The organism is Microbacterium sp. CR_7 (genome assembly GCF_041954755.1).
Taxonomy (GTDB): Bacteria; Actinomycetota; Actinomycetes; order Actinomycetales; family Microbacteriaceae; genus Microbacterium.
Genome location: NZ_JAVAYF010000002.1, coordinates 244118 through 270893, shown reverse-complemented (window position 1 = coordinate 270893; position 26776 = coordinate 244118). Strand labels below are relative to the sequence as shown.

The 26776-nt window shown below is 69.3% G+C and carries 23 protein-coding genes; 20 read left to right on the top strand and 3 right to left on the bottom strand.

All coding sequences use genetic code 11. The features are described 5' to 3' along the window. Positions 1–156: 156 nt before the first annotated feature. The 11 genes from RAC81_RS04475 to RAC81_RS04425 all read left to right on the top strand — a co-directional run bounded on the left by RAC81_RS04475 (position 157) and on the right by RAC81_RS04425 (position 15334). Positions 157–1200, top strand: coding sequence for a response regulator (locus tag RAC81_RS04475; RefSeq protein ID WP_375081208.1), 1044 nt, complete (start codon positions 157–159; stop codon positions 1198–1200). Continuing rightward, on the top strand, positions 1200–2189 hold the full coding sequence (locus RAC81_RS04470; RefSeq protein ID WP_375081207.1) for an ATP-grasp domain-containing protein: 990 nt from the start codon (positions 1200–1202) through the stop codon (positions 2187–2189). Before RAC81_RS04475 ends, RAC81_RS04470 begins: the two co-directional genes overlap by 1 nt. Continuing rightward, positions 2186–2896 carry a PHP domain-containing protein gene (locus RAC81_RS04465; protein WP_375081206.1) on the top strand — a complete coding sequence of 237 codons (711 nt, stop codon included), beginning with the start codon at positions 2186–2188 and terminating at the stop codon, positions 2894–2896. Before RAC81_RS04470 ends, RAC81_RS04465 begins: the two co-directional genes overlap by 4 nt. After that, positions 2896–4383 carry a glycosyltransferase gene (locus RAC81_RS04460; protein ID WP_375081205.1) on the top strand — a complete coding sequence of 496 codons (1488 nt, stop codon included), beginning with the start codon at positions 2896–2898 and terminating at the stop codon, positions 4381–4383. The genes RAC81_RS04465 and RAC81_RS04460 overlap by 1 nt, the downstream gene beginning before the upstream one ends. Further along, positions 4380–4520 carry a hypothetical protein gene (locus tag RAC81_RS04455; RefSeq protein WP_375081204.1) on the top strand — a complete coding sequence of 47 codons (141 nt, stop codon included), beginning with the start codon at positions 4380–4382 and terminating at the stop codon, positions 4518–4520. The genes RAC81_RS04460 and RAC81_RS04455 overlap by 4 nt, the downstream gene beginning before the upstream one ends. After that, positions 4517–4864 carry a response regulator gene (locus tag RAC81_RS04450; RefSeq protein ID WP_375081203.1) on the top strand — a complete coding sequence of 116 codons (348 nt, stop codon included), beginning with the start codon at positions 4517–4519 and terminating at the stop codon, positions 4862–4864. Before RAC81_RS04455 ends, RAC81_RS04450 begins: the two co-directional genes overlap by 4 nt. Next, positions 4861–6642, top strand: coding sequence for a sensor histidine kinase (locus RAC81_RS04445; protein ID WP_375081202.1), 1782 nt, complete (start codon positions 4861–4863; stop codon positions 6640–6642). Before RAC81_RS04450 ends, RAC81_RS04445 begins: the two co-directional genes overlap by 4 nt. 66 nt (positions 6643–6708) lie before the next feature. Beyond that, positions 6709–8397 (top strand): ABC-F family ATP-binding cassette domain-containing protein, encoded by a 1689-nt coding sequence (locus RAC81_RS04440; RefSeq protein ID WP_375081201.1) that lies wholly within the window; start codon positions 6709–6711, stop codon positions 8395–8397. Between the two features lie 61 nt (positions 8398–8458). After that, a complete protein-coding gene (locus tag RAC81_RS04435) occupies positions 8459–9574 on the top strand; it encodes a GuaB3 family IMP dehydrogenase-related protein (RefSeq protein WP_341936161.1) in 1116 nt (371 codons plus the stop codon). A 58-nt stretch (positions 9575–9632) separates the two neighbouring features. Continuing rightward, a complete protein-coding gene (locus RAC81_RS04430; RefSeq protein ID WP_375081509.1) occupies positions 9633–10391 on the top strand; it encodes an SURF1 family protein in 759 nt (252 codons plus the stop codon). Between the two features lie 299 nt (positions 10392–10690). Beyond that, positions 10691–15334, top strand: coding sequence for an ExeM/NucH family extracellular endonuclease (locus tag RAC81_RS04425; RefSeq protein WP_375081200.1), 4644 nt, complete (start codon positions 10691–10693; stop codon positions 15332–15334). Positions 15335–15452: 118 nt separating this feature from the next. Here RAC81_RS04425 and RAC81_RS04420 read toward each other — a convergent pair whose 3' ends face one another. After that, the gene (locus RAC81_RS04420; RefSeq protein ID WP_375081199.1) at positions 15453–16259 is read right to left on the bottom strand and encodes a DeoR/GlpR family DNA-binding transcription regulator; all 807 of its coding nucleotides are present in this window, start codon (positions 16257–16259) and stop codon (positions 15453–15455) included. A gap of 226 nt (positions 16260–16485) precedes the next feature. Between RAC81_RS04420 and RAC81_RS04415 the strand changes: the two genes are divergently transcribed. The 6 genes from RAC81_RS04415 (at position 16486) to RAC81_RS04390 (ending at position 22849) form a co-directional block, all read left to right on the top strand. Continuing rightward, complete coding sequence (locus RAC81_RS04415) at positions 16486–17781, top strand: ABC transporter substrate-binding protein (RefSeq protein ID WP_375081198.1); 1296 nt, start codon at positions 16486–16488, stop codon at positions 17779–17781. A gap of 83 nt (positions 17782–17864) precedes the next feature. Next, complete coding sequence (locus tag RAC81_RS04410; protein ID WP_375081197.1) at positions 17865–18788, top strand: carbohydrate ABC transporter permease; 924 nt, start codon at positions 17865–17867, stop codon at positions 18786–18788. Between the two features lie 2 nt (positions 18789–18790). Next, positions 18791–19654 carry a carbohydrate ABC transporter permease gene (locus tag RAC81_RS04405; protein WP_375081196.1) on the top strand — a complete coding sequence of 288 codons (864 nt, stop codon included), beginning with the start codon at positions 18791–18793 and terminating at the stop codon, positions 19652–19654. Between the two features lie 47 nt (positions 19655–19701). Next, positions 19702–20565, top strand: coding sequence for a ketose-bisphosphate aldolase (locus RAC81_RS04400; protein ID WP_375081195.1), 864 nt, complete (start codon positions 19702–19704; stop codon positions 20563–20565). 26 nt (positions 20566–20591) lie between these two features. Continuing rightward, a complete protein-coding gene (locus tag RAC81_RS04395) occupies positions 20592–21869 on the top strand; it encodes an ADP-dependent glucokinase/phosphofructokinase (RefSeq protein WP_375081194.1) in 1278 nt (425 codons plus the stop codon). Further along, positions 21866–22849 carry a class I mannose-6-phosphate isomerase gene (locus RAC81_RS04390; protein ID WP_375081193.1) on the top strand — a complete coding sequence of 328 codons (984 nt, stop codon included), beginning with the start codon at positions 21866–21868 and terminating at the stop codon, positions 22847–22849. The genes RAC81_RS04395 and RAC81_RS04390 overlap by 4 nt, the downstream gene beginning before the upstream one ends. 9 nt (positions 22850–22858) lie before the next feature. Here the strand turns inward: RAC81_RS04390 and RAC81_RS04385 are convergent, their stop codons facing one another. Then, complete coding sequence (locus tag RAC81_RS04385) at positions 22859–23254, bottom strand: type II toxin-antitoxin system VapC family toxin (RefSeq protein ID WP_375081192.1); 396 nt, start codon at positions 23252–23254, stop codon at positions 22859–22861. Next, the gene (locus RAC81_RS04380; protein WP_375081191.1) at positions 23251–23523 is read right to left on the bottom strand and encodes a type II toxin-antitoxin system Phd/YefM family antitoxin; all 273 of its coding nucleotides are present in this window, start codon (positions 23521–23523) and stop codon (positions 23251–23253) included. The genes RAC81_RS04385 and RAC81_RS04380 overlap by 4 nt, the downstream gene beginning before the upstream one ends. Before the next feature lie 90 nt (positions 23524–23613). Between RAC81_RS04380 and RAC81_RS04375 the strand changes: the two genes are divergently transcribed. The 3 genes from RAC81_RS04375 (at position 23614) to RAC81_RS04365 (ending at position 26761) form a co-directional block, all read left to right on the top strand. Then, positions 23614–24084 (top strand): DUF3817 domain-containing protein, encoded by a 471-nt coding sequence (locus tag RAC81_RS04375; RefSeq protein ID WP_375081190.1) that lies wholly within the window; start codon positions 23614–23616, stop codon positions 24082–24084. Continuing rightward, positions 24081–25667: a glutamine-hydrolyzing GMP synthase gene (gene guaA, locus RAC81_RS04370; protein ID WP_375081189.1), complete on the top strand. Its 1587-nt coding sequence runs from the start codon at positions 24081–24083 to the stop codon at positions 25665–25667. Before RAC81_RS04375 ends, guaA begins: the two co-directional genes overlap by 4 nt. A gap of 155 nt (positions 25668–25822) precedes the next feature. Next, positions 25823–26761: an L-lactate dehydrogenase gene (locus RAC81_RS04365; protein WP_375081188.1), complete on the top strand. Its 939-nt coding sequence runs from the start codon at positions 25823–25825 to the stop codon at positions 26759–26761. The last annotated feature ends 15 nt before the right edge of the window (positions 26762–26776 follow it).

The window sequence follows — 26776 nt, the reverse complement described above, 5'->3', positions numbered from 1 at the left end:
GGCGGGATGCCGCGGTGCGATGACGCCCCCGCATCCCTGATATGCCAATATTTAGGGATACTCGCTCGACTTCCCCTCGGGCTCCCGGTGGAGAAGGCCTCCGGTGGCGCATCGCCGGTCCCCGCCGGCAGGGGACATCCCCATGGAGAGCCGCATATGTCTGACGATGCACCCCGCGTCCTCGTCGTCGACGACGACCCCGACGTCGCCCTGCTGGTCAAGACCGTGCTCGAACGCCGGGCCGGCTGCGTCGTGCTCACCGCCGGCGACGGACTGACCGCCGTCGAGCGCATCGCCGAGTTCGAACCCGACGTGGTCGTCACCGACATCGAGATGCCCGGCCTCGACGGCCTCGAACTTGTCGCAGAGCTGCGTCGCCGTGACCCCGTCGTGCCCGTCGTCGTGATGACCGCCCACGTCTCGGTCGAGTACGCCGTCTCGGCGCTCCGCGCCCAGGCGGACGAGTTCCTCACCAAGCCCCTCGACAACGTGCGGCTCGTCGAGGCCGTCACCCGTCTGGCCGCGGACGGTCGCGCTCGGCGCACAGCCAGCCGTGCGAAGCAGGTCGTTCTCGCGATCGGCGCGCACCCCGACGACGTCGAGATCGGAGTCGGCGGGATCCTCGCCGCGCACTCCCGCGCCGGCGACTCGGTCACGATCCTCACGCTGTCGCGCGGCTCGCGCGGAGGCGACGCCGACAGCCGTCAGCACGAGTCGCTCGCATCGGCCGATCGGCTGGGCGCCCGCCTGTTCCTCAAAGACCTCATCGACACCGAGATCTCCGGCGGCGGGACGACCGTGCGCTTGATCGAGGAAGTCGTGAACGAGATCCAGCCGACCATCGTCTACACGCACTCCGAGCACGACCGTCACCAGGACCACCGTGCCGTGAGCGAGGCGACGCTCGTCGCGACCCGCAAGGTCGGCACGGTCGCGTGCTACCAGAGCCCGTCCGCCACGATCGACTTCCGTCCGACACGGTTCGTCCGCATCGACGACTACCTCGGCGAGAAGCTGCAGCTGCTCGAGTGCTTCGCCTCGCAGACGGCGACGCGCGACTACCTCGACCCCGGCTTCGTCACCGCGACCGCACGGTACTGGTCGCGTTTCGGCGGGGGAGCGGCCGTCGAGCCGCTCGAAGTCGTGCGTGAGACCGCCGAGTTCATCGGCGCCCACGAGCTCACCAGGCAGGAGGGCTGATGGCCGCCCGCATCCTCGTCACCGGCGCCGGCGGTCCCGCGGGCGTCGCCGTGATCCGCTCGCTGCTCCGCCGTGACGACCTCACGGTGTTCGCCGCCGACATGGACGGCTGGGCCAGCGGCATCTATCTCGTCCCGCCCGAGCAGCGACGGCTCGTGCCGCCCGGTCGGGCCGACGACTTCGTCCCCGCGATCGCGCGGATGGTGCGCGACGATCGGCTCGACCTCGTGATCTCCACGGTCGACGTCGAGCTCACAGCGCTTGCCGGGCGCCGGGACGAGCTCGCCCCGGCGGTGCTCGCCGCGCCCTCGGAGGACACCCTGCACGCCGCGCTCGACAAGTACGTCCTCGCGGAGCGGTGCGCATCGACCGGACGCAGCCCGCGGACGCTGCTCGCAGGGCCCGAGGCGCTGGCCGCCGAGTGGGAGTTCCCGGTGTTCGCCAAACCCCGTCAGGGAGCGGGGAGCCGCGGCATCCGTCTCGTCCCCGACCGTGCGGCGCTCGATGCGCTGCCGGTCGACGAGGGGCTGATCGTGCAGGACTTCCTCCCCGGCGAGGAGTACTCGGTCGACGTGCTCGCCGATGCCTCTGGTCGCGTGGTGGCCGCTGTGCCGCGGACCCGCGCTCGCGTGGATTCGGGCGTCGCCATCGCCGGCCGCACGGTGCACGACGAGGAGCTCGAGCAGACCGCGACCGACGTCGCGGAAGCGATCGGACTCGTCGGCGTCGCGAACGTGCAGCTGCGACGCGACCGCTCCGGGCGCGCGATGCTGCTCGAGGTGAACCCGCGGTTCCCCGGCGCCCTGCCGCTCACGATCGCGGCGGGCGTCGACATCCCCTCGCTCGTGGCCGACCTGTTCCTCGGCGTCGACATCCCGGCATCCGTGCCGTTCCGCGAACTCGCCTCGGTGCGCTTCCTCGAAGACGTCATCGTCGAGGTCGACGAGGTGCTGGTCTCCGAGCACGCCGGTCATCAGGACGAACTGTGAGCCAAGACCTGCTGCGCGGCGACCACCACGTGCACTCCACGTTCTCCGACGACGCCGTGTCGACCCTCGAGGAGAACGTCGCGGCGGCTGCCGAACGGGGGCTGACGACCCTCCGTCTCGTCGACCACGTGCGCCGCGACACCGCCTGGGTTCCCGAGTATCTCGCGGCCGTCCGAGGGCTGCGGGTGCCGGAGGGCATCACGGTGCTCACCGGTGTCGAGGCGAAGATCCTCGACGTCTCGGGCGAACTCGACATCCCCGTCCTCCCGGATGGGATCGACCGCATCCTCATCGCCGACCACCAGTTCCCGGGCGACGACGGTCCGCTCGGACCGACCGCGGTGCGCGAGCGGATCACCGCCGGATGGGCGACGGACGACGTCCTCGACCAGCTGGTGACCGCGCTGAACGCCTCGATGACGCGGTACCCCGGCAACCAGCTCGCACACTGCTTCTCGATCCTGCCGAAGGTCGGTCTGACGCAGGACGACCTCGGGGCCGAGCGGATCGCGAGCTGGGCGCGCACAGCCGCCGAGACCGACACCCTCGTCGAGGTCAACGAGAAGTGGGGCTGTCCGGGTAGCGCGCTGCTCGACGCGCTGCGGGATGCCGGAGCCGTCGTCGTCGCGTCGACCGACAGTCACGAGGCATCGGACGTCGGTCGATACGACCGTGTCGTCGCCCTGCTCGACGGACGGAGCCTCTGATGCCCGTGCTCACCGGTGCCGAGACCGCGCTGGTCGTCGTGCTCATCCTGTGCGTCCTGGTCGGGACGCTGCCCGTGATCAACACCGGGCTGCAGTTCCTGCTCCTGCCCGTGCACGCGTTCCGCAACCACTACGGCAAGGCCGCTCCGCACCATCCGCGCATCGCCGTCCTGATCCCCGCCTGGAACGAGGCGCTCGTGCTCGGCCCCGCGATCGAGAGGCTCCTGCAGCTCGAATACCCCGCCGACCGCCTCCGGGTCTTCGTGATCGACGACGCCTCGACCGACGACACCCCCGCGGTCGTGGCGGCCAAGATCGAGGCCCACCCCGGACGCGTGGTGCACCTGCGGCGCGAGCAGGGCGGGCAGGGCAAGGCGCACACGCTCAACCACGGGCTCGATGTCGTGCTCGCGGACGAGTGGACCGAGGCCGTGCTCATCATGGACGCCGACGTGATCTTCGCACGCGACTCGCTGCGCAAGCTCAGCCGCCACCTCGCCGACGAGAAGGTCGGCGCGGTCACCGCGTACATCGCCGAGGGCAGTCGCGACCGCAACTACCTCACCCGGTTCATCGCGATCGAGTATGTCATCGGGCAGCTGTCGGCACGCCGCACGCAGAACGTCGGGGGCGCGATCGCGTGCCTCGCCGGGGGAGCGCAGCTGCACTCTCGGGCGAACCTCGAGGCGATCGGAGGGCGGATCCCCACCGGCACGCTCGCCGAAGACACCATGACGACGTTCGAGGGGCAGCTCAAAGGACGCCGCATGGTGTTCGAGCCGCACGCCGTCGTGCTCGCGGAGGAACCGCGCACGATCGACTCGCTCTGGAAGCAGCGCCTGCGGTGGGCGCGAGGGAACGTGCAGCTCACGTCGATCTACAAGAGGCTCTGGTTCCGTCCCAGCGATCAGCACAACCTCGGCAGCTTCGCCTTCGGCCTCGCCTGGTTCACGATCCTGCTCCTGCCGGCCTTCATGATCCTCGCAGCGGCCGGGATGCTCGCCCTGCTGCTCCTGCACAGCGACATCGCGGAGTTCGTGTTCCGCTTCATGTGGATCTCCGCCGCGTGCATCTACCTGTTCTCGATGCTCTTCGCCGTGCAGCTCGATCCGCGGATCGGCCGCCAGTCGTGGCGCGAGGCGCTCATGTTTCCCGGGCTCGGGGCCCTGCTCCTCATGGCGATCGCCCTGTTCCCGCACCTCTTCGAGGACGGGCTCGCCGCCCTCGGACTGCCGCTGAACGACGAGACGCGCATCCTCTGGGCGATCGGCTTCTATCTGTGGGGGCCGATCTCGATGCTCGGCATCTGGCTCGCCCGCGTGGTCGAGAAGCTGCCCGCCGGGCGCTTCTTCGCCGGGCTCCTGCTCTACATCTGCGGATACGGCTCGCTGCTGTGCGCCATCACCGTGGACTCCTACATCAAGGAGTGGCGTCGTGCCGACGCCGCCTGGATCAAGACCGAGAAGGTCGGACGGGTCGAGTCATGAGCGAGCCACTCACACGCGCGGAGGAGGAGCAGGAGATCGCCGCGGACGCCCGCCGAGAGAGGCGGCTGATCTGGCAGGCGCTGCTGTCGGCGGCCGTCGTCGTCGTCATCGTCATCGTGCGAGAGCTGCTGCTGTGAACGACCGGCCGCTCGCACTCGTGGTCGAGGACAGCGCCGACCAGACGGCACTACTGCGTCGGTACCTCGACCGGGAGGGTTTCGACGTCTTCGCCGCGGCGGATGCCGAGACGGCCATCGCCGCCTTCGACGACATCGCACCGGCGGTCGCGGTGATCGACCTCCTGCTTCCGGGGATCTCCGGCGCCGAGTGCGCGCATCTGGTGCGCACGCGGTTCCCGGACTGCTTCCTCATCGTCAGCTCGGTGCTCGACGCCACCGACTACCCCGCGGCCGATGCGGCCCTGCCGAAGCCGATCGTGGGCGCCGACCTGCGCGGCATCCTCCGCGGGATAGCGCGGTGAACGCGACGCCTCTCCGCCGCGCGGAGAACAGCTGGTACGGCATCTTCGACAACCCGAGCCCCCTGATCAAGCAGGCGCCCACGGCGATCGCGGCCGCGCTCGCCGCCCTGTTCACGTGGCTCTATCCCGAGCTTCCGTTCTCCGACTTCAACGCTGCCCTCGCCGGGCTGCTGCTCGTGCTGTTCGCGACCGTGCACGCCGGCATCCTCAGCGCCCGCCGCGTATACGACGGCTGGATCGTGCTCGTCATCCCGATGATCGACATCATCGGACTGGGCCTCTTCCGTGCGGGCACGGGCGGGCCGACGTCGGTGTTCACCTCCCTCGTGCTGCTGCCGGTGGTGTGGATCGCCGCGGCCCCCGGCATCCGCTACGTCTTCGCGGTGGGTGCGCTGACCTCCTTCGCCCTGCTCATGCCGTACATCACCGAGCCGCCGAGCAGCTCGGTCGAGTGGCTGCGCGGCGTCGTGGGCCCGCTCGTCTTCTCCGCGCTCGCCGCCGTCGTCAACGAGCTCTCCCGCCAGCAGCGCCTCCGCGTGCGGCAGGCGGAACTGCTCGTGGCCGAACGCACCTCGGCCCTCGGCGAGAACGTGATGGTGCTCGAGAGACTGCAGGAGAAGGAGCGGGAGTACCGACAGCTGCTCGACTCCTTCCAGAGCCTCTGGGCGTCGATCACGGTGCAGGCGGTCGTGGCGGTCGACCTGACCGGACGCATCACGGAGTGGAACCCCGGAGCGGTGCGGTTGCTGGGCCTGACGGTGCAGGAAGCGCAGGACGACGTGCGCGTCGACCGCTTCTTCACCGTGTCGGCACTGTCGCAGCTCGTCGGTGACGCCCCGTGCGCGGCGGCGGGGGCCGACCTCCCGTCGGGCCTCAAGGCGCTCTTCGCACGGGCCGAGGCCGAGCGCAGCGTCGAGGGCGACGTCGACGTCACGACGGCCGGCGGCACCGTCGTGCCCGCCCGCGTCACCATCAGCCCGCGTCGGGGCGCGACCGGCGAGACCCAGGGGTATCTGCTCGTGCTGACCGACGAGACACGTGCCGTCGAGGTCGCGCGGATGAAGGACGAATTCGTCGGCATGATCTCGCACGAGCTGCGGACGCCGCTGAGTGCGATCATCGGATTCCTCGATCTTCTGCGCAACGACCCTGGGCAGCCGCTCTCCGAGGAGCAGGAGGAGTTCGTCGGGATCATCGAGCGCAACGCGCAGCGACTGCTGACGCTCGTCGGCGACCTGCTCTTCACCGCCCAGGTCGAGTCGGGACGCTTCCCGCTCGACCGCTCCGAGATCGACCTCGCCGAGATCGTGCGCACCGCCGTGACGTCGTCGGGGCCGCACGCGCAGCGCGAGGGCGTCGAGCTCGTGGCGGAGACCCCGCCGACGCCGGTTCGCGTGGTCGCCGATCCCGGCCGCATCGGACAGGCCCTCGACAACCTGCTCTCCAACGCGATCAAGTTCACGCCGTCGGGCGGTCGGGTCACGGCGGCCGTCCGGCCGCGCGACGGCGGCGTCGAGCTGGCCGTCCGCGACACGGGCCTCGGCATCCCCGAAGACGAGCAGGGGATGTTGTTCACGCGCTTCTTCCGCGCATCGACGGCGACGCGCAACGCGGTCCCCGGCGTGGGCCTGGGGCTCACCATCACGCGGGCGATCGTGCTCGCGCACGGCGGGTCGATGGACGTCACGAGCAAGGAGGGCGTCGGTACCGAGTTCCGCATGTACCTGCCGACGACGCCGCGCACCGAGGCCGTGCAGGTGGTCACGAGCACGGTGTGATCGTCGGGCGTCGCCCGCCTGATATTCTGGTCGGCTCGCCAGGCGGGCGGAAGGACGGCCCGCACCGTGGGATACATCGACATCGCAGGGGTCTCGCTGACCCTGCCCGACGGGAGACCGCTGCTCGACGAGGTGACGTTCCGCGTCGGCTCCGGGTCGACGAGCGCTCTGATCGGCCCTAACGGCGCGGGCAAGACCACCCTGCTGCGGATCATCCGCGGCGACCAGGCGGCGGATGCCGGAGTCGTGACGATCGACGGCGGCCTCGGTGTCATGGACCAGTTCGTGGGCCACGGCGAGGCGGGCGAGACCGTGCACGACCTGCTCGTACGCGTCGCGCCCTCGCGCATCCGGCAGGCAGCGCAGTCGCTCGAGGCCGCGGAGAACGCGCTGATCGAGCGCGACGAGCACGACACGCAGATGGCCTACGCCGCGGCGATCGCCGAGTACGCCGACGCCGGCGGGTACGAGCACGAGACCGTCTGGGATCAGTGCACCGTCGCCGCGCTGGGCGTGCCGTACGACCGCGCGCGCTACCGCGAGCTGACGACGCTCTCGGGCGGCGAGCAGAAGCGGCTCGCACTCGAAGCCCTGCTCCGCGGGCCGGACGAGGTGCTGCTGCTCGACGAGCCCGACAACTACCTCGACGTGCCGACCAAGCGCTGGCTCGAGGAACAGCTGCGGCAGATGCCGAAGACCGTGCTGCTCGTGTCGCACGACCGCGAGCTGCTCGCCCGCGCCGTCGACCGCCTCGTCACGCTCGAACCGGGCGGGGCCGGCGCGACCGCGTGGGTGCACGGCGGCGGCTTCGCCACATACCAGCAGGCGCGCACCGACCGGATGGACCGCCTCGACGAACTGCGTCGCCGATGGGACGAGCAGCACGAGAAGCTGCTCGTTCTCGTCGCGACACTGAAGGTGAAAGCGTCGGCGAACGACGGCTTCGCGTCGCGGTATCAGGCAGCGCAGACACGTCTTCGCCGGTTCGAGGACGCGGGGCCGCCGCAGGAGCGCCCACCCGCGCAGGACTTCGATATGCGGCTGCGCGGCTCGCGCACCGGCAAGCGCGCGGTCGTCGCCCACCGGCTCGAGCTGACCGGGCTCATGCAGCCCTTCGACGTCGAGGTCTGGTACGGCGACCGCGTCGCCGTGCTCGGGTCGAACGGGTCGGGCAAGTCGCACTTCCTGAGGCTGCTCGCGCGCGGCGGCAGCGACCCCGACCCGAGCCTCGGGCACGTCACGTCGACGGGGGAGCAACTGTCGGAGGTCGCGCATACCGGAGCGGCGGTCCTGGGCGCGCGCGTCGTTCCCGGCCTCTTCGCGCAGACGCACGCGCACCCCGAGTTCGTCGGGCGCACTCTGCTGGAGATCCTGCACCGTGGCGACGAACGGCGGGCGGGGATGCCGAGGGATGCCGCGAGCTCGGCGCTCGACAGATACGGCCTCGTGCGGCAGGCGCAGCAGACGTTCGAGTCGCTGTCCGGCGGACAGCAGGCGCGGTTCCAGGTGCTGCTGCTCGAGCTCTCGGGGGCGACCCTGCTGCTGCTCGACGAGCCCACCGACAACCTCGACCTGGAATCGGCCGAGGCGCTGGAGGACGCCCTCAGCCGGTTCGAGGGGACGGTGCTGGCCGTGACGCACGACCGGTGGTTCGCGAGATCGTTCGACCGGTTCCTCGTGTTCGGGTCGGACGGTCGGGTGTACGAGGCGGACGAGCCGGTCTGGGACGAGCGCCGCGTCGTGCGCGCGCGGTGAGGTCGCCGGCATCCCGCCGCCGTCGGCCGTCGTGCGCGCCCGGTAGTCTGGTGGGGTGACCATGGAGATCGAGCTCGGCCGAGGCAAGCGCGCGCGCCGCGCATACACGTTCGACGACATCGCGGTGGTGCCGTCGCGGCGCACACGCAACCCGGAGGATGTGTCGACCGCGTGGACGATCGACGCGTTCGGCTTCGACATCCCCGTGCTCGGTGCGCCGATGGACTCCGTCGTGAGCCCGCGCACCGCGATCATGCTGGGTCAGCTCGGCGGTCTCGGCGTCCTCGACCTCGAGGGCCTGTGGACCCGCTACGAAGACCCCGAGCCGTTGCTCGCCGAGATCGCGGGACTGGCCGGCGACTCCGCGACGGTGCGGATGCAGCAGCTGTACTCGGAGCCGATCAAGCCCGAACTGATCACCCGCCGTCTGGCCGAGATCCGTGAGGCCGGCGTCACGGTGGCCGGTTCGCTGACGCCGCAGCGCACCCAGCAGTTCTATGACACGGTCGCTGCGGCCGGGGTCGACCTGTTCGTCATCCGCGGCACGACGGTGTCGGCCGAGCACGTGTCGAGCGTCGACGAGCCGCTGAACCTGAAGAAGTTCATCTACGACCTCGACGTGCCCGTGATCGTCGGCGGCGCAGCGACGTACACCGCCGCGCTGCACCTGATGCGCACGGGCGCCGCCGGTGTGCTGGTGGGCTTCGGCGGAGGAGCGGCGTCGACGACGCGCGCCACCCTCGGCATCCACGCTCCGATGGCGACGGCCGTGTCCGATGTCGCCGCCGCTCGGCGCGACTACCTCGACGAGTCGGGCGGGCGCTACGTGCACGTGATCGCCGACGGCGGTGTCGGCACCTCGGGTGACATCGTGAAGGCGCTCGCGATGGGCGCGGACGCCGTCATGCTCGGCGTCGCGCTCGCCCGAGCCACCGACGCTCCCGGACACGGTTTCCACTGGGGACCCGAGGCGCACCACCCGCAGCTTCCGCGCGGTCGCCGCGTCGAGGTCGGCGGCATCGGCACGCTCGAGGAGATCCTCTACGGTCCTGCTCCGGTCGCCGACGGCACCGCGAACCTCATCGGCGCACTGCGCAAGTCGATGGCGACCACCGGGTACTCCGACCTCAAGGAGTTCCAGCGGGTCGAGGTCGTGCTCGCTCCCTACGAGGCCTGAGGTCCCGCGCATCACCGTGACATCCCCGGCTCTCTTCCCGCCCACCCTCCGCGAGGTCATGCTCCGCGGTCGCTGGATCGGGATGCTCGTGCTGTGCCTGATCGTCGCCGGTGTGTTCGCGTGGCTCGGCCAGTGGCAGCTGGAGCGGGCGATCGAGACGGATCCGCCGCCGGCGGGAGCGACGGAGAACGTGCGTCCGCTCGCCGAGGTGGTCGAGCCGGGGGAGTACCTCGCCGAGCCGCTCGTCGGTCAGCGCGTCGAGACGTCGGGGTCCTGGGTCGCCGACGATTTCGTGATCGTGTCGAGCCGGTTCAACGACGATGTCTCGGGGTACTGGGTCACCGGCCAGCTGCGCGTCGCCGAGAAGACGTCGATCGCGGTCGCGATCGGCTGGACCGCCGACCGTGATGTCGCTCAGGATGCCGTCGACACCCTGAACGAGGACGCCGACGGCTCGGTCGTCGAGGTCACAGGGCGGATCATCTCCGACGAGGGCCCGTCGGTGCCGCCGGAGGACGACCCCCATCGCATCGACCGCATGTCGCCGGCCGCCCTGCTGAGCGTGTGGCACGACGTCGAGGGGCTCGACATGTACCGGCCCTACCTCGCGTCGTCGACGGCGTCCGCCGGACTCACCGACATCGCGTCTCCCGCACCGGCCGAGCAGTCGCCGGTCAACTGGCTCAACGTGTTCTACGCCGCCGAGTGGGCGATCTTCGCGGGCTTCGCCTTCTACCTCTGGTACCGCCTCGCGAAGGATGCGTGGGAGCGCGAGGTCGAGGAGTTCGAGGACTCCGCGGCATCCGAGTCCGCCTGACGCTCCGCTCATCGGCGCCCCCGCGCCCCCGCGCCCCCCGCGCCCCCGCCCCCCCGCGTCCCCGCGCCCCGCGCATCTGCGCAGGCCGCGCCGCGCATCCGAGCGACCGGCGATCCGATATTCCACCTTCGTCAGGGGTTCGCTCCGGCCATTCGGTTAGCGCTCGGTGACCAATGGGAAAACTCCGTTGATGATGTCGGAGGGCCTTCATAAGCTCGCATCATGTGCGCCGGCTGTGAGGGTGCGCAGTCGTGGCTCCACGAGAGCCGTCGCCCGATGAGACCGAGGAGACAACACCGATGATGTCCGCTTCCGACGCCGCGAACCGCGAGGTTCACGGGTCCGATCGCAGAAGCCGGGGGCGTCTCGGCGTCCTCGCCGCCACCTGCGTCGCAGCTCTGGGCGCCAGTGCCCTGATCGCGACGCCCGCCTCCGCCGATGTCGCAGGGACGGGGGTCGTCATCAACGAGGCGTACCTGTCCGGAGGCAGCGCAGGGGCCGCGTACACGAACAAGTTCGTCGAGCTCTACAACCCGACCGACGCTCCGGTCGCGCTCGACGGCCTCACGCTGCAGTACCGGTCAGCGACCGGCACCGGGAACTTCACCGGCGTCGCGCCGCTGAGCGGCAGCATTCCGGCCGGCGGCCACTACCTCGTGCAGGGTGGGAGCAACGGCGCGAACGGCGCGGCGCTGCCTGCGCCCGACGCGACGGGCAACCTCAACCCGAGCGGAAGCGCGGGCACCCTTGCGCTCGTGAAGGGCACCACGGCCGTGGCTCTCACGCCGGGGTCGGTGACCGGAGTCGACGGTGTGATCGACGTGCTCGGCTACGGCACCTCGAACACCTTCGAGACCAAGGCGGCACCGGCTCCCGCCGGCAACACCGACGTGAAGTCGCTGAACCGCACGAACGGCACGGACACCGACGACAACAGCGTCGACTTCGCGCTCTCGGCCACGATCACCCCGCAGAACTCCGGCGGAGGCTCGGAGGAGCCCGAAGAGCCCGAGGAGCCGGGAACCGACCCCGCGAAGGTGTCGATCGCCGAGGTGCAGGGCACGGCGGACGTGTCGCCGCTCAACGGCCAGACCGTGACGGTCGAGGGTGTCGTGACGGCCGACTACCGCACCGGCGGCTACAAGGGCATCGTCATCCAGACGCAGGGCTCGGGCGGAGCGACCGACGCGACTCCCGGCGCCTCCGACGGCGTCTTCGTCTTCCTGAACGCTCTGACCCCGACGCTCGCGATCGGCGACCTCGTCTCGGTCACGGGCTCGGTGAGCGAGTACTTCGGCCAGACGCAGATCAATCCGGCATCCCTGGCCGGCATCTCGGTCGTGCAGGCGGGCGTCGGCGCACCGGCGGTCACGCCTCTGCCGGACACCGTGGTCGGTGCCGACCGTGAGCAGTACGAGAGCATGCTCGTCGCTCCGACCGGTACCTACCGCGTCGCCTCCAGCCACCAGCTCTACAACTTCGGCACTCTGTGGCTGAACGCCGGCGCCGACCTGAACGTGAAGAGCACCGAGCTCGCACGTCCGGGTGCGGAGGCCGCGGCGATCGCGGCGGCCAACCGCGCGAACCGCCTGCTGCTCGACGACGGCTGGTCCATCCAGGTCACGAACAACGGCCACCCGAACGACCAGCCGTACTTCACGAAGGACCTCGTGGTGCGTAACGGCGACACCGTCGACTTCCGCGACAACGGCTATGTGCTGTCGTACGGCTTCGACGACTGGCGTCTGCAGCCGGTCGTCCCGATCGACAGCACCTCGCCCGAGGACGCGAAGGTCGGCTTCGAGGCGACCAACCCGCGCGTCGAATCGGCACCCGAGGTCGGCGGCGATGTGCAGGTCGCCTCGTTCAACGTCTTCAACTACTTCACGACGCTCAAGAGCGAGAACTCGAACGCGCGCGGTGCAGCGAACGCTGCGCAGTTCGCGATCCAGAAGTCCAAGATCGTCGCGGCCATCAACGGGCTCGACGCCGAGATCGTCTCGCTCATGGAGATCGAGAACTCGATCAAGCTCGGCGGCTCGCTCGACGAGGCGCTGGCCGATCTCGTCGACGGTCTCAACGATGCTCTCGGCGACGATGTGTGGGATTACGTCCGCACCCCGGCGGCTCTGAACAACGCGGCCACGACCGACTTCATCACGAGCGCCATCATCTACAAGAAGGATGACGTGTCGACCGTCGGCGACAGCCTCACCGTCACCGACGAGACCGTATGGGGCAACGCCCGCGAGCCGATCGCCCAGGCGTTCGACATCGACGGCCGTACCGTCACCGTCGTCGCGAACCACTTCAAGTCGAAGTCCGCCCCTGAGGGCGGCGGAGCGGAGCCGGCCGACGGCCAGGGCTTCTTCAACGCCGACCGCGTGGCCCAGGCGAACTCGCTCAAGGGCTTCACGGCGACGATCGAGGAGAAGACCGGCAGCAGCGACATCCTGCTGATCGGCGACTTCAACGCCTACGCCAAGGAAGACCCGATCGACGTCTTCACGAGCGCGGGCTGGAGCGACGTCGCACCCGAGAAGGCGCCGGGGCAGCACACGTACTCGTTCGACGGCGAGCTCGGCTCGCTCGACCACGTGCTCGCGTCGCCGTCGCTGGCCGCCTCGATCACGGGTGCGGGCGTCTGGAGCATCAACTCGCCGGAGTGGAGCGACCGCGGCTACGCGTTCGGCGCCACCGAGGCGGGCACCCCGTTCCGGTCGAGCGACCACGACCCGATCATCGTCGGCGTCTCCTCCGAGGTTCCGCCGGTGAGCATCGACGTGGTCACGATGAACGACTTCCACGGCCGCATCGAGGCCGACGGCGCCGCCGCCGGTGCCGCGGTGGTCGCGGGAGCCGTCAAGCAGTTCCGCGAGGCGAACCCGAACACGATCTTCGCCGGTGTCGGCGACCTGATCGGCGCGTCGACGTTCACCTCCTTCATCAACGACGACAACCCCACGATCGACGCGCTCAACGCGGCCGGTCTCGACGTCAGCGCTGCGGGCAACCACGAGTTCGACCAGGGCTGGGAGGACCTGCGCGACCGCGTGCAGGACCGCGCGGACTGGGAGTACATCTCGTCGAACGTGTTCCTCACCGAGACGGGCGAGCCCGCTCTCGCACCGGCCTGGGTGAAGGAGCTCGACGGGGTGCGCGTGGGCTTCGTCGGCGCCGTCACGGAAGACCTCGACTCGCTGGTCTCGCCGGAGGGGATCGCCGACCTCGAGGTGCGCAGCATCGTCGACTCGGTGAACGCCGTGGCCGACGACCTGCGTGACGGGGACGAGTCCAACGGTGAGGCGGACGTCGTGATCCTGCTCGTGCACGAGGGCGCGGCCAGCGTCGAGCTGGCCAGCATCACCCCGGAGACGCCGCTCGGCGAGATCGTCTACGGAGTGGATGAGGATGTCGACGCGATCGTCTCGGCGCACACGCACCTCGCGTACAACCACGTGATCGACGGTCGTCCGGTGATCTCCGCCGGTCAGTACGGCGAGAACCTCGGGCTGATGAACATCCAGGTCGACCCGAAGTCCAAGGAGCTGCTCTCGATCACCAACCAGATCAAGCCGCTCACCGCCAACGGCCAGCCGCTGTACCCGGCCGTTCCGGAGGTGGCCGACATCGTGGCCAAGGCGAAGGCCGACGCCGACGTGCTCGGCGCCGTCAAGGTGGGCGACATCACCGCCGACTTCAACCGGGCGCGTCAGGCGAACGGGTCGGAGAACCGCGGTGGCGAGTCGACGATCGGCAACTTCGTCGCCGACGTGCAGAAGTGGTCGACGGGTGCGGACATCGCGCTCATGAACCCGGGCGGGATCCGCGCGAACCTCACGTACGCGTCGTCGAATGCGAACGATCCGGCGGGCAACGTCACGTACCGTGAGGCGGCGACGGTGCAGCCGTTCGCCAACACGCTCGTCACGCTGACGCTCACCGGCACGCAGCTGAAGGGCGTGCTCGAGGAGCAGTGGCAGCCGTCGGGAGCGGCGCGTCCGTTCCTCAAGCTGGGTGTCTCGGAGGGGCTCGTCTACACGTACGACCCGACCGCGGCGCAGGGTTCGCGCATCACCTCGATCACGCTGAACGGCACACCGATCGACCCGTCGGCGAGCTACACGGTCGCCGCGAACTCGTTCCTCGCCGCGGGTGGAGACAACTTCTTCACCTTCCGCGAGGGCACGGGCAAGCGCGACACCGGCAAGATCGACCTGCAGTCGATGGTCGACTGGTTCGACGCGAACAAGACCGGGACGCCCGACCTCGCGCAGCGCGCGGTCGGTGTCACGGTGAGTGCTCCGGATGCCGACGGCTACACCGCCGGCGATCAGGTCACCGTCGGGCTTTCGTCGCTCGCGTTCAGCGGGGGTGAGGCGGCACCCGGCGAGGTGACGCTGTCTCTCGGCGGCACGCAGGTCGCCGCAGGCGCGATCGATCCGACGATCGTCGACACGACCGACGAGGCCGGACGCGCGTCGCTCACGTTCACGGTCCCGTCCGGTGTGTTCGGCGAGCAGCCGCTCACCGTGACGGTTCCGTCGACCGGGACGACCGTGCAGGTGCCGTTCACGATCTCGGGTGAGGAGCCCGAGGAGTTCGCCGGCACGATCACGACCGACTCGAAGGTCGCCGCGGGCAAGAAGCTGCGCATCACCGGCGCGGACTTCGAGCCGGGCGAGACCCTGACGGTCGTGCTCGAGCCGAAGAAGGGTAAGCCGATCCAGGTCGGCACCGTGCAGGTCACCGCCGACGGAACCTTCTCGACGAGCGTGACGGTTCCGAAGAACACGCAGCCGGGCAAGTACACGGTCGTCGTCTCGCAGGCCGACGGGGACGCGGCGACGGCCACCGTCACCGTGAACCGCGCGGGCGGGATCGGCGGGATCATCGGCGGCATCATCGACTGGATCTGGGACCTCATCACCGGGTGGTTCTGATCCGCTGATCGGATGACGCAGGCGAAGGCCGTCGGGAGAGATCCCGGCGGCCTCCGTCGTGTGGCGTGTGTCGCGACTGGCAGGGGTCCGGCAGCCGCCCGCATGCGATCTCGCCGGGTCAGGCGGTGAGCACCTCGACGTCGGCCTGCGCGAGGGCCGCGGCGATGCGCGGGGGTGGCGGCGCGTCGGTGATGAGGTAGTCCGCGCGTTCCAGCAGTGCGATCTGGGCGAAGAAGCGTCGTCCGAGCTTGCTGGAATCGGCGAGGATCGCCGTGCGCTCGGCGCGTTCGATCATCTCCGACATCATCGCGGCGTCCCCGAGATTCGACGTCGAGTACCCCGCCTCGTCGACGGCCCCGACGGCGATGAGGGCGAGATCGCAGCGGATGTCGACCTCGGGACCGCCCGGCGTCATGGTGAAGGCGACGGGCCCGGTCGTCGCCTGCGTGATCGAGCGCACGGCGCCTCCGAACACGTACAGGTCCCGGAAGACGGTCGGGGCGAGTTCGCCCGGTATCCGCAGGTTGTTCGTCGCGATGGTGAGATCGTGGTGGTTCCGCAGGGCGCGCGCGACCGCGAGTGTCGTCGTTCCCGCGTTGAGCATGATGACCGAGCCGTCCTCGACGAGTCCGGCCGCGATCCGCGCGATGCGCTCCTTCTCCTCCGTCTGGACCCGCATGCGCACGTCGAGCCCCTTGTCCTTCAGCGCTCCGCTCGCGGCGCTGACGGCGCCGCCGTGGGTGCGCACCAGCACGCCCTCGCGGTCGAGCTGGTCGAGATCGCGCCTGATCGTGTCGATCGACACCGCGAAATGCTCGGCGAGATCGCCGACCGTGACCTGTCCCGTCTGTTCGACGTAGGCGGCCAGATCGGCTTTGCGGCCCGCGGGGAGGCGGCGTTTGGGCGAGGGGCCAACAGCATCCATGCAGACATCTCTAGCACAGATGGGCCAGAATCCCGCACAATTCTGCATAAAACTGCATCGATCCACGGTCCTGCTTCGCCGAAAGCCAGACCGAAAGTCGGATATCGCCGCGGTAACGACTCCATGATCTGCTTGCGCAGCCGCACATCACGGCATAACATGGCTCAAAACCGCATGAACAAGCATTGAAGCGCGTGATGCGGCACGATCTCGAAGAGGAGAAGTGATGATCACAGCAGGACGTGGGCGACGCACCCTGAAGCTCGCCGGCGCAGCGACCGCAGCTCTGACGGTGCTGGCCGTGGCCGGATGCTCGTCCGGCGGTTCCGGCGACGGCGGCGCAGACGGCGGCGACGTCACGATCGAGTTCGCACAGTGGTGGGAGCCCGAACTCCCCGACGGCGAGTTCCGTGCGCTCATCGACAAGTTCGAAGACGAGAACCCCGGTATCACTGTCGACCTGGTCAGCGGACCGTACGCCTCCACCAAGGAGCAGCTCTTCGCCGGCGCGGCATCCGGCACCATGCCCGACGTCGTGGGCCTCGACGGCGCGTGGGTCAACGACTTCGCCTCGCAGGGCGTGATCGCCGACCTGACCGAGCTCATGAAGGAGAACGACTACGACGACAGCGAGCTGGCCAGCCAGATCCAGGTCGACGGCAGTACCTACATGATCCCTGTCGTGAACTTCGTCTACCCGATGTTCACGAACGACACCCTTCTCGCCGACGCGGGCGTGACGGCCCCGCCCACCACGCGCACCGAGTTCGCGGACGCGGCAGCCAAGGTGACCGCTCTCGGCGGCGACGTCTCCGGCTGGGTGCTCCCGCTCTCGCTCGAGGCGCCCAACGGCGTGCAGAACGACGTCATGTCGTGGGTGTGGGCCTCCGGCGGCTCCATGCTGAAGGACGGCCAGCCCGACCTCACGAACGACGACGTGACCTCGGCGATCGACTACATCGGCGGTCTGTGGGACGACGGCGTGATCGCCTCCGGATCGTTCACCATGAAGGAGCAGGACAAGGTCGAGGAGTTCACCAACGGCCGCGTCGGCATGATGATCGACTCGCTCGCGCACATCAACCTGATCCGCGAGTCGAACCCCGACCTGCAGTTCTCGATCTCGGCGATCCCCGCTGAAGACGGGTACGACGGCGAGCGCGGCATCCCCTACGCATCCTGGGGCATCGGCGTCGCCGAGAACAGCGAGCACAAGGAGGCTGCGTTCAAGCTCGTGGAGTTCCTCATGAGCCAGGACACGAACTCCGAGCTGTCGACCATGGCGAAGGCGTTCCCCGGCAACTCCGAGTCGGTTCCGGACTTCGTGAACGACGACGAGCTCTTCGCGAAGGCCTTCGAGATCTACCAAGCCGGGTACCCGGCCAACGAGTTCACGGGTCTGCCCGTCGCGGAGGACCTGATGCGCCAGCTCGGCGAGCAGCTGCAGTCCGCCTTCGACGGTCAGCAGTCGATCGACGACGCCTTGAAGAAGGCGCAGGAGTCGTGGCTGAAGGAGTTCTGACCCTCCTCCCGACTCCCGCATGAACGGGGTGCCGCACCGCAGCGGCGGTGCGGCACCCGACCAACCAAGGAGCACCGGTTCCCATGAGCCTGAAACTGTCCGACGACACCGAGGTGATCGTCACCGGCGTCGCCCCGTCGCGGCGCAGGCGGCAGCTGCGCAAGACCACCGAGTCGTACGGCTTCCTCTCGCCGACTCTCATCCTGCTGTTCGTCCTCATGATCGTCCCGATCGTGATGGTCATCGGCTACTCGTTCCAGGACAACGTCATCCTGAACAAGTCGCCCGAGTTCGTCGGCATCGCGAACTACGTGGAGATCCTCTCCGACCCCGGGTTCTGGAAGGCCACGGGCAACACGGTCCTCTTCACGGTGACGAGCGTCGCGGCGCACCTGATGCTGGGCCTCGCCTTCGCGATGATGCTCAACAGCCCGCTGCTCGGCCGGTTCTCGCGCTCGATCTTCCGGGCGCTGTACGTGCTCCCGTGGCTGTTCACGGTCGCGGTCATCGCGGTCCTGTGGCGCATGCTCCTGGCGCCCAACGGCGTCGTGAACTTTCTGCTGAACACCGACATCGAGTGGCTGGCCTCGCCGCAGCTCGCGCTCGGCACCATCATCTTCATCAACATCTGGGCCGGGTATCCGTTCTTCATGGTCAGCCTGCTGGCGGGGCTCCAGGGTGTGCCGGCCGACCTGCATGAGGCGGCCCGCGTCGACGGCGCCAATGCCGTGCAGCGCTTCTGGAACGTCACGATCCCGCAGCTGCGTCCGATCATCATCAGCCTGGTGCTGCTCGACCTCATCTGGACCTCGCAGCAGTTCGCCCTGATCTGGATGACGACGGGCGGCGGTCCGATCGACGTCACCGAGGTCCTCAGCACCTTCACCTACAAGCTCGCGTTCGCCAAGTACGACTTCTCTCTCGCCGCGACCTCCGCGGTGCTCGTGCTGCTGATGTCGATGGTGCTCGCCGTCTTCTACGTCCGTCACCAGAAAGCGAGGGACTGATCATGGCTCTCACCGTCGACACCCGGCCCCGGCGCACCAGGTCCCACCTTCTCGCGAAGTCCGGTCTGATCGTCGCGCTGATCCTCGGAGCGGTGTTCGCCGCCGGTCCGGTGCTGTGGATGCTGTCGAGCTCGTTCAAGTCGAACACGCAGATCTTCGAGCTCCCGCCGCGACTCCTCACCGACACGTTCTCGTTCGACGCGTACGTCGCGATCTTCACGAACCCCGAGACCATGCGGTTCTTCCTGAACAGCTACGTCGTCGCCGGCTCCGTGACGATCCTCACGCTGCTCGTGGCGATCCAGGCGGCGTACGCCTTCAGCCGCTTCGAGTTCCGCGGCAAGCGCATCCTCAACGTGGTCATCGTCAGCGTGCAGGCCGTGCCGCCGATCACGCTGCTCATCCCGTACTTCGGGCTCATGGTGGCGCTCGGGCTGTACAACTCGTACGCGGGCCTGATCCTCACCTACATGGTGTTCACGCTGCCCTACGCGATCATCATGATGACCGGGTACTTCAACACGCTGCCGAAGGAGCTCGACGAGGCCGTCCGCGTCGACGGCGCCGGTTCCATGACGGCGCTGTGGCGCATCCTCGTCCCGATCTCGGTGCCCGGCATCGTCTCTGTCGGCATCTACACGTTCATGATCGCGTGGAACGAGTATCTCTTCGCGCTCACGCTCACGCGGTCGATCGACATGCGCACGGTGCCGATCGGCATCCAGCTCCTGATGGGGCAGCACTCGTACGACTGGAACCAGATCATGGCGATGAGCGTGCTCGGGTCGATCCCGGTGCTGATCCTCTTCCTCTTCTTCCAGCGGTACTTCATCAGCGGGCTCACGGCCGGGTCCGTCAAGAGCTGAGCCCCGCTCGACCTTTCACGACCATCACGAAAACAGGAGAAACACAAGTGCTCTACACCGGCAAATCCATCCTCGACGTCGCCAACGCGCACGACTTCGCCATCCCGGCCTTCAACATCAGCGACTGGGCGATGTTCAACGGCATCATGGACATCAGCGAGGAGAAGGCCGCCCCGGTCATCATCGCGATCCACCCCGACGAGGTCTCGCACATCACGACCGACCTGATCCCGGCGATGCACGCGCGCGCTCACCGGTCGAGCGTGCCGGTGGCGATCCACTGGGACCACGGCGGCAGCTACGAGCAGATCATCCGCGCGATCCAGGCCGGTTTCACGTCGGTGATGATCGACGCCTCGCTCGAACCGTTCGAGCAGAACGTCGCGATCACGCGCAAGGTGGTCGAGGCCGCGCACGCCGCGGGCATCCAGGTCGAGGGCGAGCTCGGCACCATCGGCGCGAACGACAGCTACGGCGAGTCGGGGGCGGCGGAGATCATCTACACCAACCCGGATGACGCGGTGCGCTTCGTCGAGGAGACCGGCGTCGACAGCCTCGCCATCGCGATCGGCACCTCGCACGGCCTGTACCCGAGCGACAAGAATCCCGAGCTGCGCCACGATCTGCTCGAGCAGATCAAGGCGGCCGTGCGGATCCCGCTCGTCCTGCACGGCGGATCGTCGAACCCGGATGCCGAGCTGCGGCGGGCCGTCGAGCTCGGCGTCAACAAGATCAACATCTCGAGCGACATCAAGGTCTCGTACCACGACCGCATGCGCGAGGTGCTCGGCACCGACCGCCGTCTGCGCGAGCCGAACGCGATCCAGCCGGAGGCGCTCACCGCCATGAAGGCGACGGCCGCCGAGAAGATCGAGCTCTTCGGCGCCGACGGCAAGGCGTCGCTGTACTGAGCGGTCGACGGGGGATGATCGGCGTCGTGGACGGAACGACTTCGCGCATGGGCGACGGATCCGCCGGGGTCGCGGGCGGCACGCTCGTGCTGGGGCTCGGCGGTACCGTCGACTACGAGCTGGCCTGGGATGCCGGGGTGATCGAGCGCCTCGCCCGCGACCACGGCGTGCGCCACAGTGAGCTCACCACCACGGCGCCGATCGTCGACGAGCGGTCGCTGCTCCTCACGGTCCTGGCGTTCGTCGATTCGGGCGCAGGGGCGGAGCGGTTCGTCGCGTCGTCGGACATCGTCGAGCGATTCGCCGCCCACTTCTCCTTCGCCGTGACGCTCGGCGGCACGGGCGTGCGCGCCGGCCTCGTGCTGGACGCGCTCGGTATCCCCAGCGTCCAGCATCTGGTCAGCATCGACGACACCGTGCGGCGGCTCCTCCCGCCCGCGATCACGTACGTGTCGTCCGCGGCGGAGGACACCCTCGATCCGCATCTGATCGTCCAGTATCCGGCGGGAACCCGCGTGCAGCTCGACGACGGCGTCATCGTGGCTCCTGCGTCGAACCGCCTCATCTTCGCCAACGACGCGCCGAACCGCACCATGGTGATCGCGCCCGCTCTGACCGACGAGCTCGCGCGGGCGCGGGTGTTCCTCGTGTCGGGCTTCAACACGATGCAGGACCACGACCTGCTCGAACAGCGGCTCCACGACGTGAGGACGGCGATGGCATCGCTGCCCGCGGAGGCGCTCGTGTACTACGAGGATGCGGGCTTCTACACGCGCGAGTTCGCGGCCACGGTGCGGTCACGACTGCTGTCGCTGGTCGACGTGTACGGCATGAACGAGGACGAGCTGCAGGAGTATCTCGGACGCGACGTCGACCTGCTCGACGCCGATGACGTCGCTCGGGCGCTTGCCGAGGTGCGTCGGATCGTCCCCGCGGCGACCCTGGTCGTGCACACCCGGTACTGGGCCATCGCTGTGGGGGAGGCGGCGCACCGCCACCGGTCCGCTCTCGCGAGCGCGGTCGTCGTGGCCGCGACGCGGTACCGGGCCGGCGACGCGCTGACCGCACGAGACGTCGAGGAGACGCGCGGGATGCCGCAGCACGGCGGCGGCGAGGCGGTCGTCGCCTCGGTCGAACAGCGTCTCGCGGGGGCCGTCGGCGTCGCCGCCTTCGACCTCGATGTCGCGACTCCCACCACGATCGGACTCGGCGACACGTTCGTCGGCGGCTTCCTGGCGGGGGTCGTCGCCGATCAGAATCAGCAGCACGAGCACGAGCACGAGCACGAGCAGGAGAGAGCATGATTTCGCGACCCGTTATCCTCCCCTCGAACCGCCCCGCCGAGCGCTTCTATCTCGGGGGAGCGCGCATCAGCGCGTTCCGGGGCGAGAGCGGCAGCGCCCCGCGCGAGCCCGAGGACTGGATCGGATCGACCACCACCGTCAACGGTGAGAGCGAGGTCGGGCTCACTCGTCTGCCGGACGGACGACTGCTGCGGGATGCCGTCGAGGCCGACCCGGTCGGCTGGCTCGGCGAGGAGCACGTCCGTCGCTGGGGAGCCGACACCCGCCTGCTGGTGAAGCTGCTCGACGCCGGGCAGCGGCTGCCCGTGCACGCGCATCCGCACGACGACTTCGCCGCCTCGCACCTGGGTCGCGCGCACGGCAAGGCCGAGGCCTGGTACATCCTGCAGGGCGGCAGGGTGCACGTCGGGCTGCAGCGCGACGTCGAGTCCGCCGAGCTTGCCGACCTCGTGGCGAGGCAGGACGTGGACGCCCTGCTCGCACTCCTGCACGCGGTCGACGTGGTGCCGGGCGACGTGGTCTGGGTGCCGCCGGGCGAGCTCCACGCGATCGGGGAGGGCGTGCTGCTGCTCGAACTCCAGCAGCCGGAGGATCTGTCGATCCTGCTCGAATGGCAGGGGTTCGCGATCGACGGCCCCGCCCTCGGACACCTCGGACTGGGTTTCGAGGTCGCGCTCGCCGCGGTGAACCGCACGGCGCGATCCCCGCAGGGGGTGCGCACGCTCGTGGGCGCCGCCCCGGCATCCGGGTCCGTGTTCCCTGCGGATGCCGATCGCTACTTCCGACTCGAGCGGATGCCGGTCGACGGCGAAGCGGTGATCGACGAGGGGTTCTTGATCGCGGTGGTGGCGAGCGGTGCGCTCACCGTCGGCTCAGACGCGGTCGGCGCGGGAAGCACCCTGCTGGTGCCGCACGCCGCGGGCGCGCTCGACGTCACAGGTGCGGGTGAGCTGCTGATAGCCCGGCCACCCGCGCCATAACGGCGGCGATCACGTCCACTCTGCGCACGACACCTCGGGGTACGCGAGGATCCGTTCGTCGGCGGTGACCAGGATCAGCCCGTCGAGCTGCGCCTGCGCCACAAGCATCCGGTCGAACGGGTCGCGATGCTCCCACGCGAGCTCGCCGGCGGCGCGCATGTGCGCGGTGCTCAGCGGGAGCTCGGTCGCGAACAGCAGCTGCATCAAGGGCTGCCATCGCGTCAGCACCCGACCGCCGTGCGGCAGGCGCCCCAGCCGGGTCTTCTGCGCGATCTCGTAAGGGCTGGCCGCTGACACGTACACCGACTCGGCCTCGGTGAGCAGGGCGCGGAGGGTGCTCGGGACACGCTCCGGGTCGGTCGCCAGCCACAGCACGACGTGCGTGTCGAGCAGATAGGCGCTCACGATCGAGCCGCATTCAGCGGGTCGTCGGCGTCGCCCTCCCAGTCCGCGAGTTCTTCCGCCGTGGCATCCTCGAGCAGGGCGTCACCCGCGATCGGCGGGATCTCAGGGAGCAGTGGTGCGTCGAGGGACCGCCGGGGCGGCGTCGCTGCACTGATTCGCGCGATCGGCGTACCTGCGCGGGCGATCACGACATCCTCACCCGACTCGACCCGTCGGAGCAGCTCGGACAGCCGGGTCTTGGCGTCCTGCACGTTCACGGTCGTCGTCATCGCTCTAGGATAGACCTGGTCTGGTCAGGTTGACCAGACCAGCATCCTGCCCTCCGTCGGGCACCGGGCGACGCCGACTAGACTGGACCCATGCCCGAACCGAAAGTCGCCAGCTTTCCGGCGATCCGTGGTGCGCTGAAGTTCTACCAGATCGCGGCGATCATCACGGGAGTCATGCTGCTCCTGCTGGTCGCCGAGATGGTGCTGAAGTACACCCCGATCCACCTCGAGCTCTTCGCGGGCGGTTCCGGCGGGCCGCTGTGGTTCGCCCAGGTCGTCGAGGGCCCTGAGGGGCTCGAGTCGACCGGTGACGGATTCAACCTCTCGCTCGGCATCCTCGTCGCGCACGGCTGGTTCTACGTCGTCTACCTCTTCGCGTGCTTCCGCATGTGGAGCCTGATGCGGTGGCCGTTCCTGCGGTTCATCCTCCTCGCGCTCGGCGGCGTCATCCCGCTGCTCTCGTTCTTCATGGAGGCCGTCGTCGCCCGCGACGTCAAGGCCTACCTCGCTACTCGGGAGGCCGCCGAGGCCTCCGCCCCCGCCACGGAAGGTGCCCGGTGACCGAACAGACCGAGACCCAGCAGCGCCCAGCGCTCGTCGTCGACTTCGGCGCGCAGTACGCGCAGCTGATCGCCCGCCGCGTCCGCGAGGCCGGCGTCTACAGCGAGATCGTGCCGCACACCGCGACCGCCGCCGAGATCGCCGAGAAGAACCCGGTCGCGATCATCCTGTCGGGCGGCCCGTCGTCGGTGTACGAGGAGGGTGCTCCGCGCCTCGACCCGGCGGTGTTCGAGCTCGGCGTCCCGACGCTCGGCATCTGCTACGGCTTCCAGTACATGGCGCAGACGCTCGGGGGCGAGGTCGCCCACACCGGCCTGCGAGAGTACGGCGCCACGGATGCCGTCATCTCCGGTGACGGCGGCACGCTGCTCGGCGGCCAGCCGAACGAGCAGAACGTGTGGATGAGCCACGGCGACCAGGTCGCCACGGCGCCCGAGGGCTTCGAAGTGCTCGCCACCACCGAGGCCACGAAGGTCGCGGCGTTCGCCGACGAGGAGCGTCGGTTCTACGGCGTGCAGTGGCACCCCGAGGTCAAGCACTCCGACCACGGTCAGCGCGTGCTCGAGAACTTCCTGCACAAGGGAGCGGGACTGGCCTCCGACTGGAACCCCGACAACGTCATCGCCGAGCAGGTCGAGCGCATCCGCGAGCAGGTCGGTGACGCGCGCGTCATCTCCGCGCTGTCGGGCGGTGTCGACTCGGCCGTCTCCACGGCCCTCGTGCACAAGGCGATCGGCGACCAGCTCACCGCGGTGTTCGTCGACCACGGCCTGCTGCGCAAGGGCGAGCGCGAGCAGGTCGAGAAGGACTACGTCGAGTCCACCGGAGTCCGGCTCATCACGGTCGACGCGGCCGACACGTTCCTCGGCCACCTCGCGGGCGTGACCGACCCGGAGGAGAAGCGCAAGATCATCGGCCGCGAGTTCATCCGCGCGTTCGAGAAGGTGCAGCTCGACCTGGTCGCCGAGGCGAAGGCCTCGGGCGGCGCCCCGGTGAAGTTCCTCGTGCAGGGCACGCTCTACCCCGACGTGGTCGAGTCCGGCGGCGGTGCCGGCACCGCGAACATCAAGTCCCACCACAACGTCGGCGGTCTGCCCGACGACCTCGACTTCGAGCTCATCGAGCCGCTGCGCGCCCTGTTCAAGGACGAGGTGCGCGCGATCGGCCGCGAGCTCGGCATCCCCGAGGCGATCGTCGGCCGCCAGCCCTTCCCGGGGCCCGGTCTCGGCATCCGCATCATCGGCGAGGTCACGAAGGACCGCCTCGAGATCCTGCGCGAGGCCGACGCCATCGCCCGTGAGGAGCTCACCAAGGCCGGGCTCGACCAGGAGATCTGGCAGTGCCCCGTCGTACTCCTCGCCGACGTCCGCTCGGTGGGCGTGCAGGGCGACGGCCGCACCTACGGGCACCCGATCGTGCTGCGGCCCGTCTCCAGCGAGGACGCCATGACCGCCGACTGGACGCGTCTGCCCTACGACGTGCTGTCGAAGATCTCGAACCGGATCACGAACAGCGTCCGCGACGTCAACCGTGTCGTGCTCGACGTGACGTCGAAGCCGCCGGGGACCATCGAGTGGGAGTGACGAAGGAGCTCCCGCTCGTCTGACGAGCGCTGGTGGCACTCGGCCGCGCCAGCGGGCGAGTGGGAGTGAGCAGGACGCTCCTCCGCCGTTGACGATGAACGGGCACGGGCCGATAGGTCCGTGCCCGCTCTCGTGTCTTCGGGCAGGATGGCCGTATGACGACAGCGCGGACGAAGCTCACGGTGATCGGTGCGGGAAGCGTGGGGGTGAGCGTCGCGTACGCGGCGCTGATCCGGGGGAGTGCGGCAGAGGTCGCGCTCTACGACATCGCCACGGCCAAGGTGGATGCCGAGGTGCTCGACCTCGCGCACGGCACGCAGTTCACGTCCGCGGCCGTGAGCGGAGGGTCGGATCTCTCGGTCGTGGACGGCAGCGACGTGGTCGTGGTGACCGCCGGTGCGAAGCAGCAGCCGGGGCAGACGCGCATGGAGCTCGCGAGCACGAACGCGCGCCTGCTGGAGCGCCTGCTGCCCCAGCTCGTCGAGCGGGCTCCGGACGCCGTCTTCCTGATCGTCACCAACCCTGCCGACGTCATGACGGTCGTCGCGCAGCGGGTCACCGGCCTCCCGCCGCACCGGGTGTTCGGGTCGGGCACGGTGCTCGACACCTCGCGGCTGCGGTGGCGGCTCGCGCACCGCGCACAGGTGAGCACGTCGAGTGTGCACGCCGACATCGTGGGCGAGCACGGCGACACCGAATTCCCGCTGTGGTCGAACGCGACGATCGGCTCCGTCCCGATCCTCGACTGGCCGGCCGAGGAGCCGTTCACGGCCGAGGAGCTCGACCGCATCGCCGTCGAGGTGCGAGACGCCGCGTACACGGTCATCCAGGGCAAGGGCGCGACGAACCTCGCGATCGGCGTGAGCTGTGCGCGCATCGCCGAGGCCGTATTGCGCGACGAACGGGCCGTGCTGCCGGTCGCGACCGTGCTGGGCGGCGAGTACGGCATCGAAGGCGTCGCGCTGTCTGTCCCCTCGGTGGTGGGAGCGGCAGGGGCGGTGCCGCTCGGCGAGACGCCGATGGACGAGCGCGAACTCGGTCTGCTGAGGGCGTCGGCCGACGCCATCCGCACGGCCGCCGACGCGCTGATCTGAGCACGCTCGGGCATC

Coding starts and splice junctions, on each gene's coding strand:
- RAC81_RS04405 (WP_375081196.1), top strand. CDS start 18,791: ATGGCTCTCACCGTCGACACCCGGCCCCGGCGCACCAGGTCCCACCTT.
- RAC81_RS04420 (WP_375081199.1), bottom strand. CDS start 16,259: ATGGATGCTGTTGGCCCCTCGCCCAAACGCCGCCTCCCCGCGGGCCGC.
- RAC81_RS04475 (WP_375081208.1), top strand. CDS start 157: ATGTCTGACGATGCACCCCGCGTCCTCGTCGTCGACGACGACCCCGAC.
- RAC81_RS04380 (WP_375081191.1), bottom strand. CDS start 23,523: ATGACGACGACCGTGAACGTGCAGGACGCCAAGACCCGGCTGTCCGAG.
- RAC81_RS04410 (WP_375081197.1), top strand. CDS start 17,865: ATGAGCCTGAAACTGTCCGACGACACCGAGGTGATCGTCACCGGCGTC.
- RAC81_RS04390 (WP_375081193.1), top strand. CDS start 21,866: ATGATTTCGCGACCCGTTATCCTCCCCTCGAACCGCCCCGCCGAGCGC.
- RAC81_RS04425 (WP_375081200.1), top strand. CDS start 10,691: ATGATGTCCGCTTCCGACGCCGCGAACCGCGAGGTTCACGGGTCCGAT.
- RAC81_RS04435 (WP_341936161.1), top strand. CDS start 8,459: ATGGAGATCGAGCTCGGCCGAGGCAAGCGCGCGCGCCGCGCATACACG.
- RAC81_RS04455 (WP_375081204.1), top strand. CDS start 4,380: ATGAGCGAGCCACTCACACGCGCGGAGGAGGAGCAGGAGATCGCCGCG.
- RAC81_RS04470 (WP_375081207.1), top strand. CDS start 1,200: ATGGCCGCCCGCATCCTCGTCACCGGCGCCGGCGGTCCCGCGGGCGTC.
- RAC81_RS04365 (WP_375081188.1), top strand. CDS start 25,823: ATGACGACAGCGCGGACGAAGCTCACGGTGATCGGTGCGGGAAGCGTG.
- RAC81_RS04430 (WP_375081509.1), top strand. CDS start 9,633: ATGCTCCGCGGTCGCTGGATCGGGATGCTCGTGCTGTGCCTGATCGTC.
- RAC81_RS04460 (WP_375081205.1), top strand. CDS start 2,896: ATGCCCGTGCTCACCGGTGCCGAGACCGCGCTGGTCGTCGTGCTCATC.
- RAC81_RS04375 (WP_375081190.1), top strand. CDS start 23,614: ATGCCCGAACCGAAAGTCGCCAGCTTTCCGGCGATCCGTGGTGCGCTG.
- RAC81_RS04415 (WP_375081198.1), top strand. CDS start 16,486: ATGATCACAGCAGGACGTGGGCGACGCACCCTGAAGCTCGCCGGCGCA.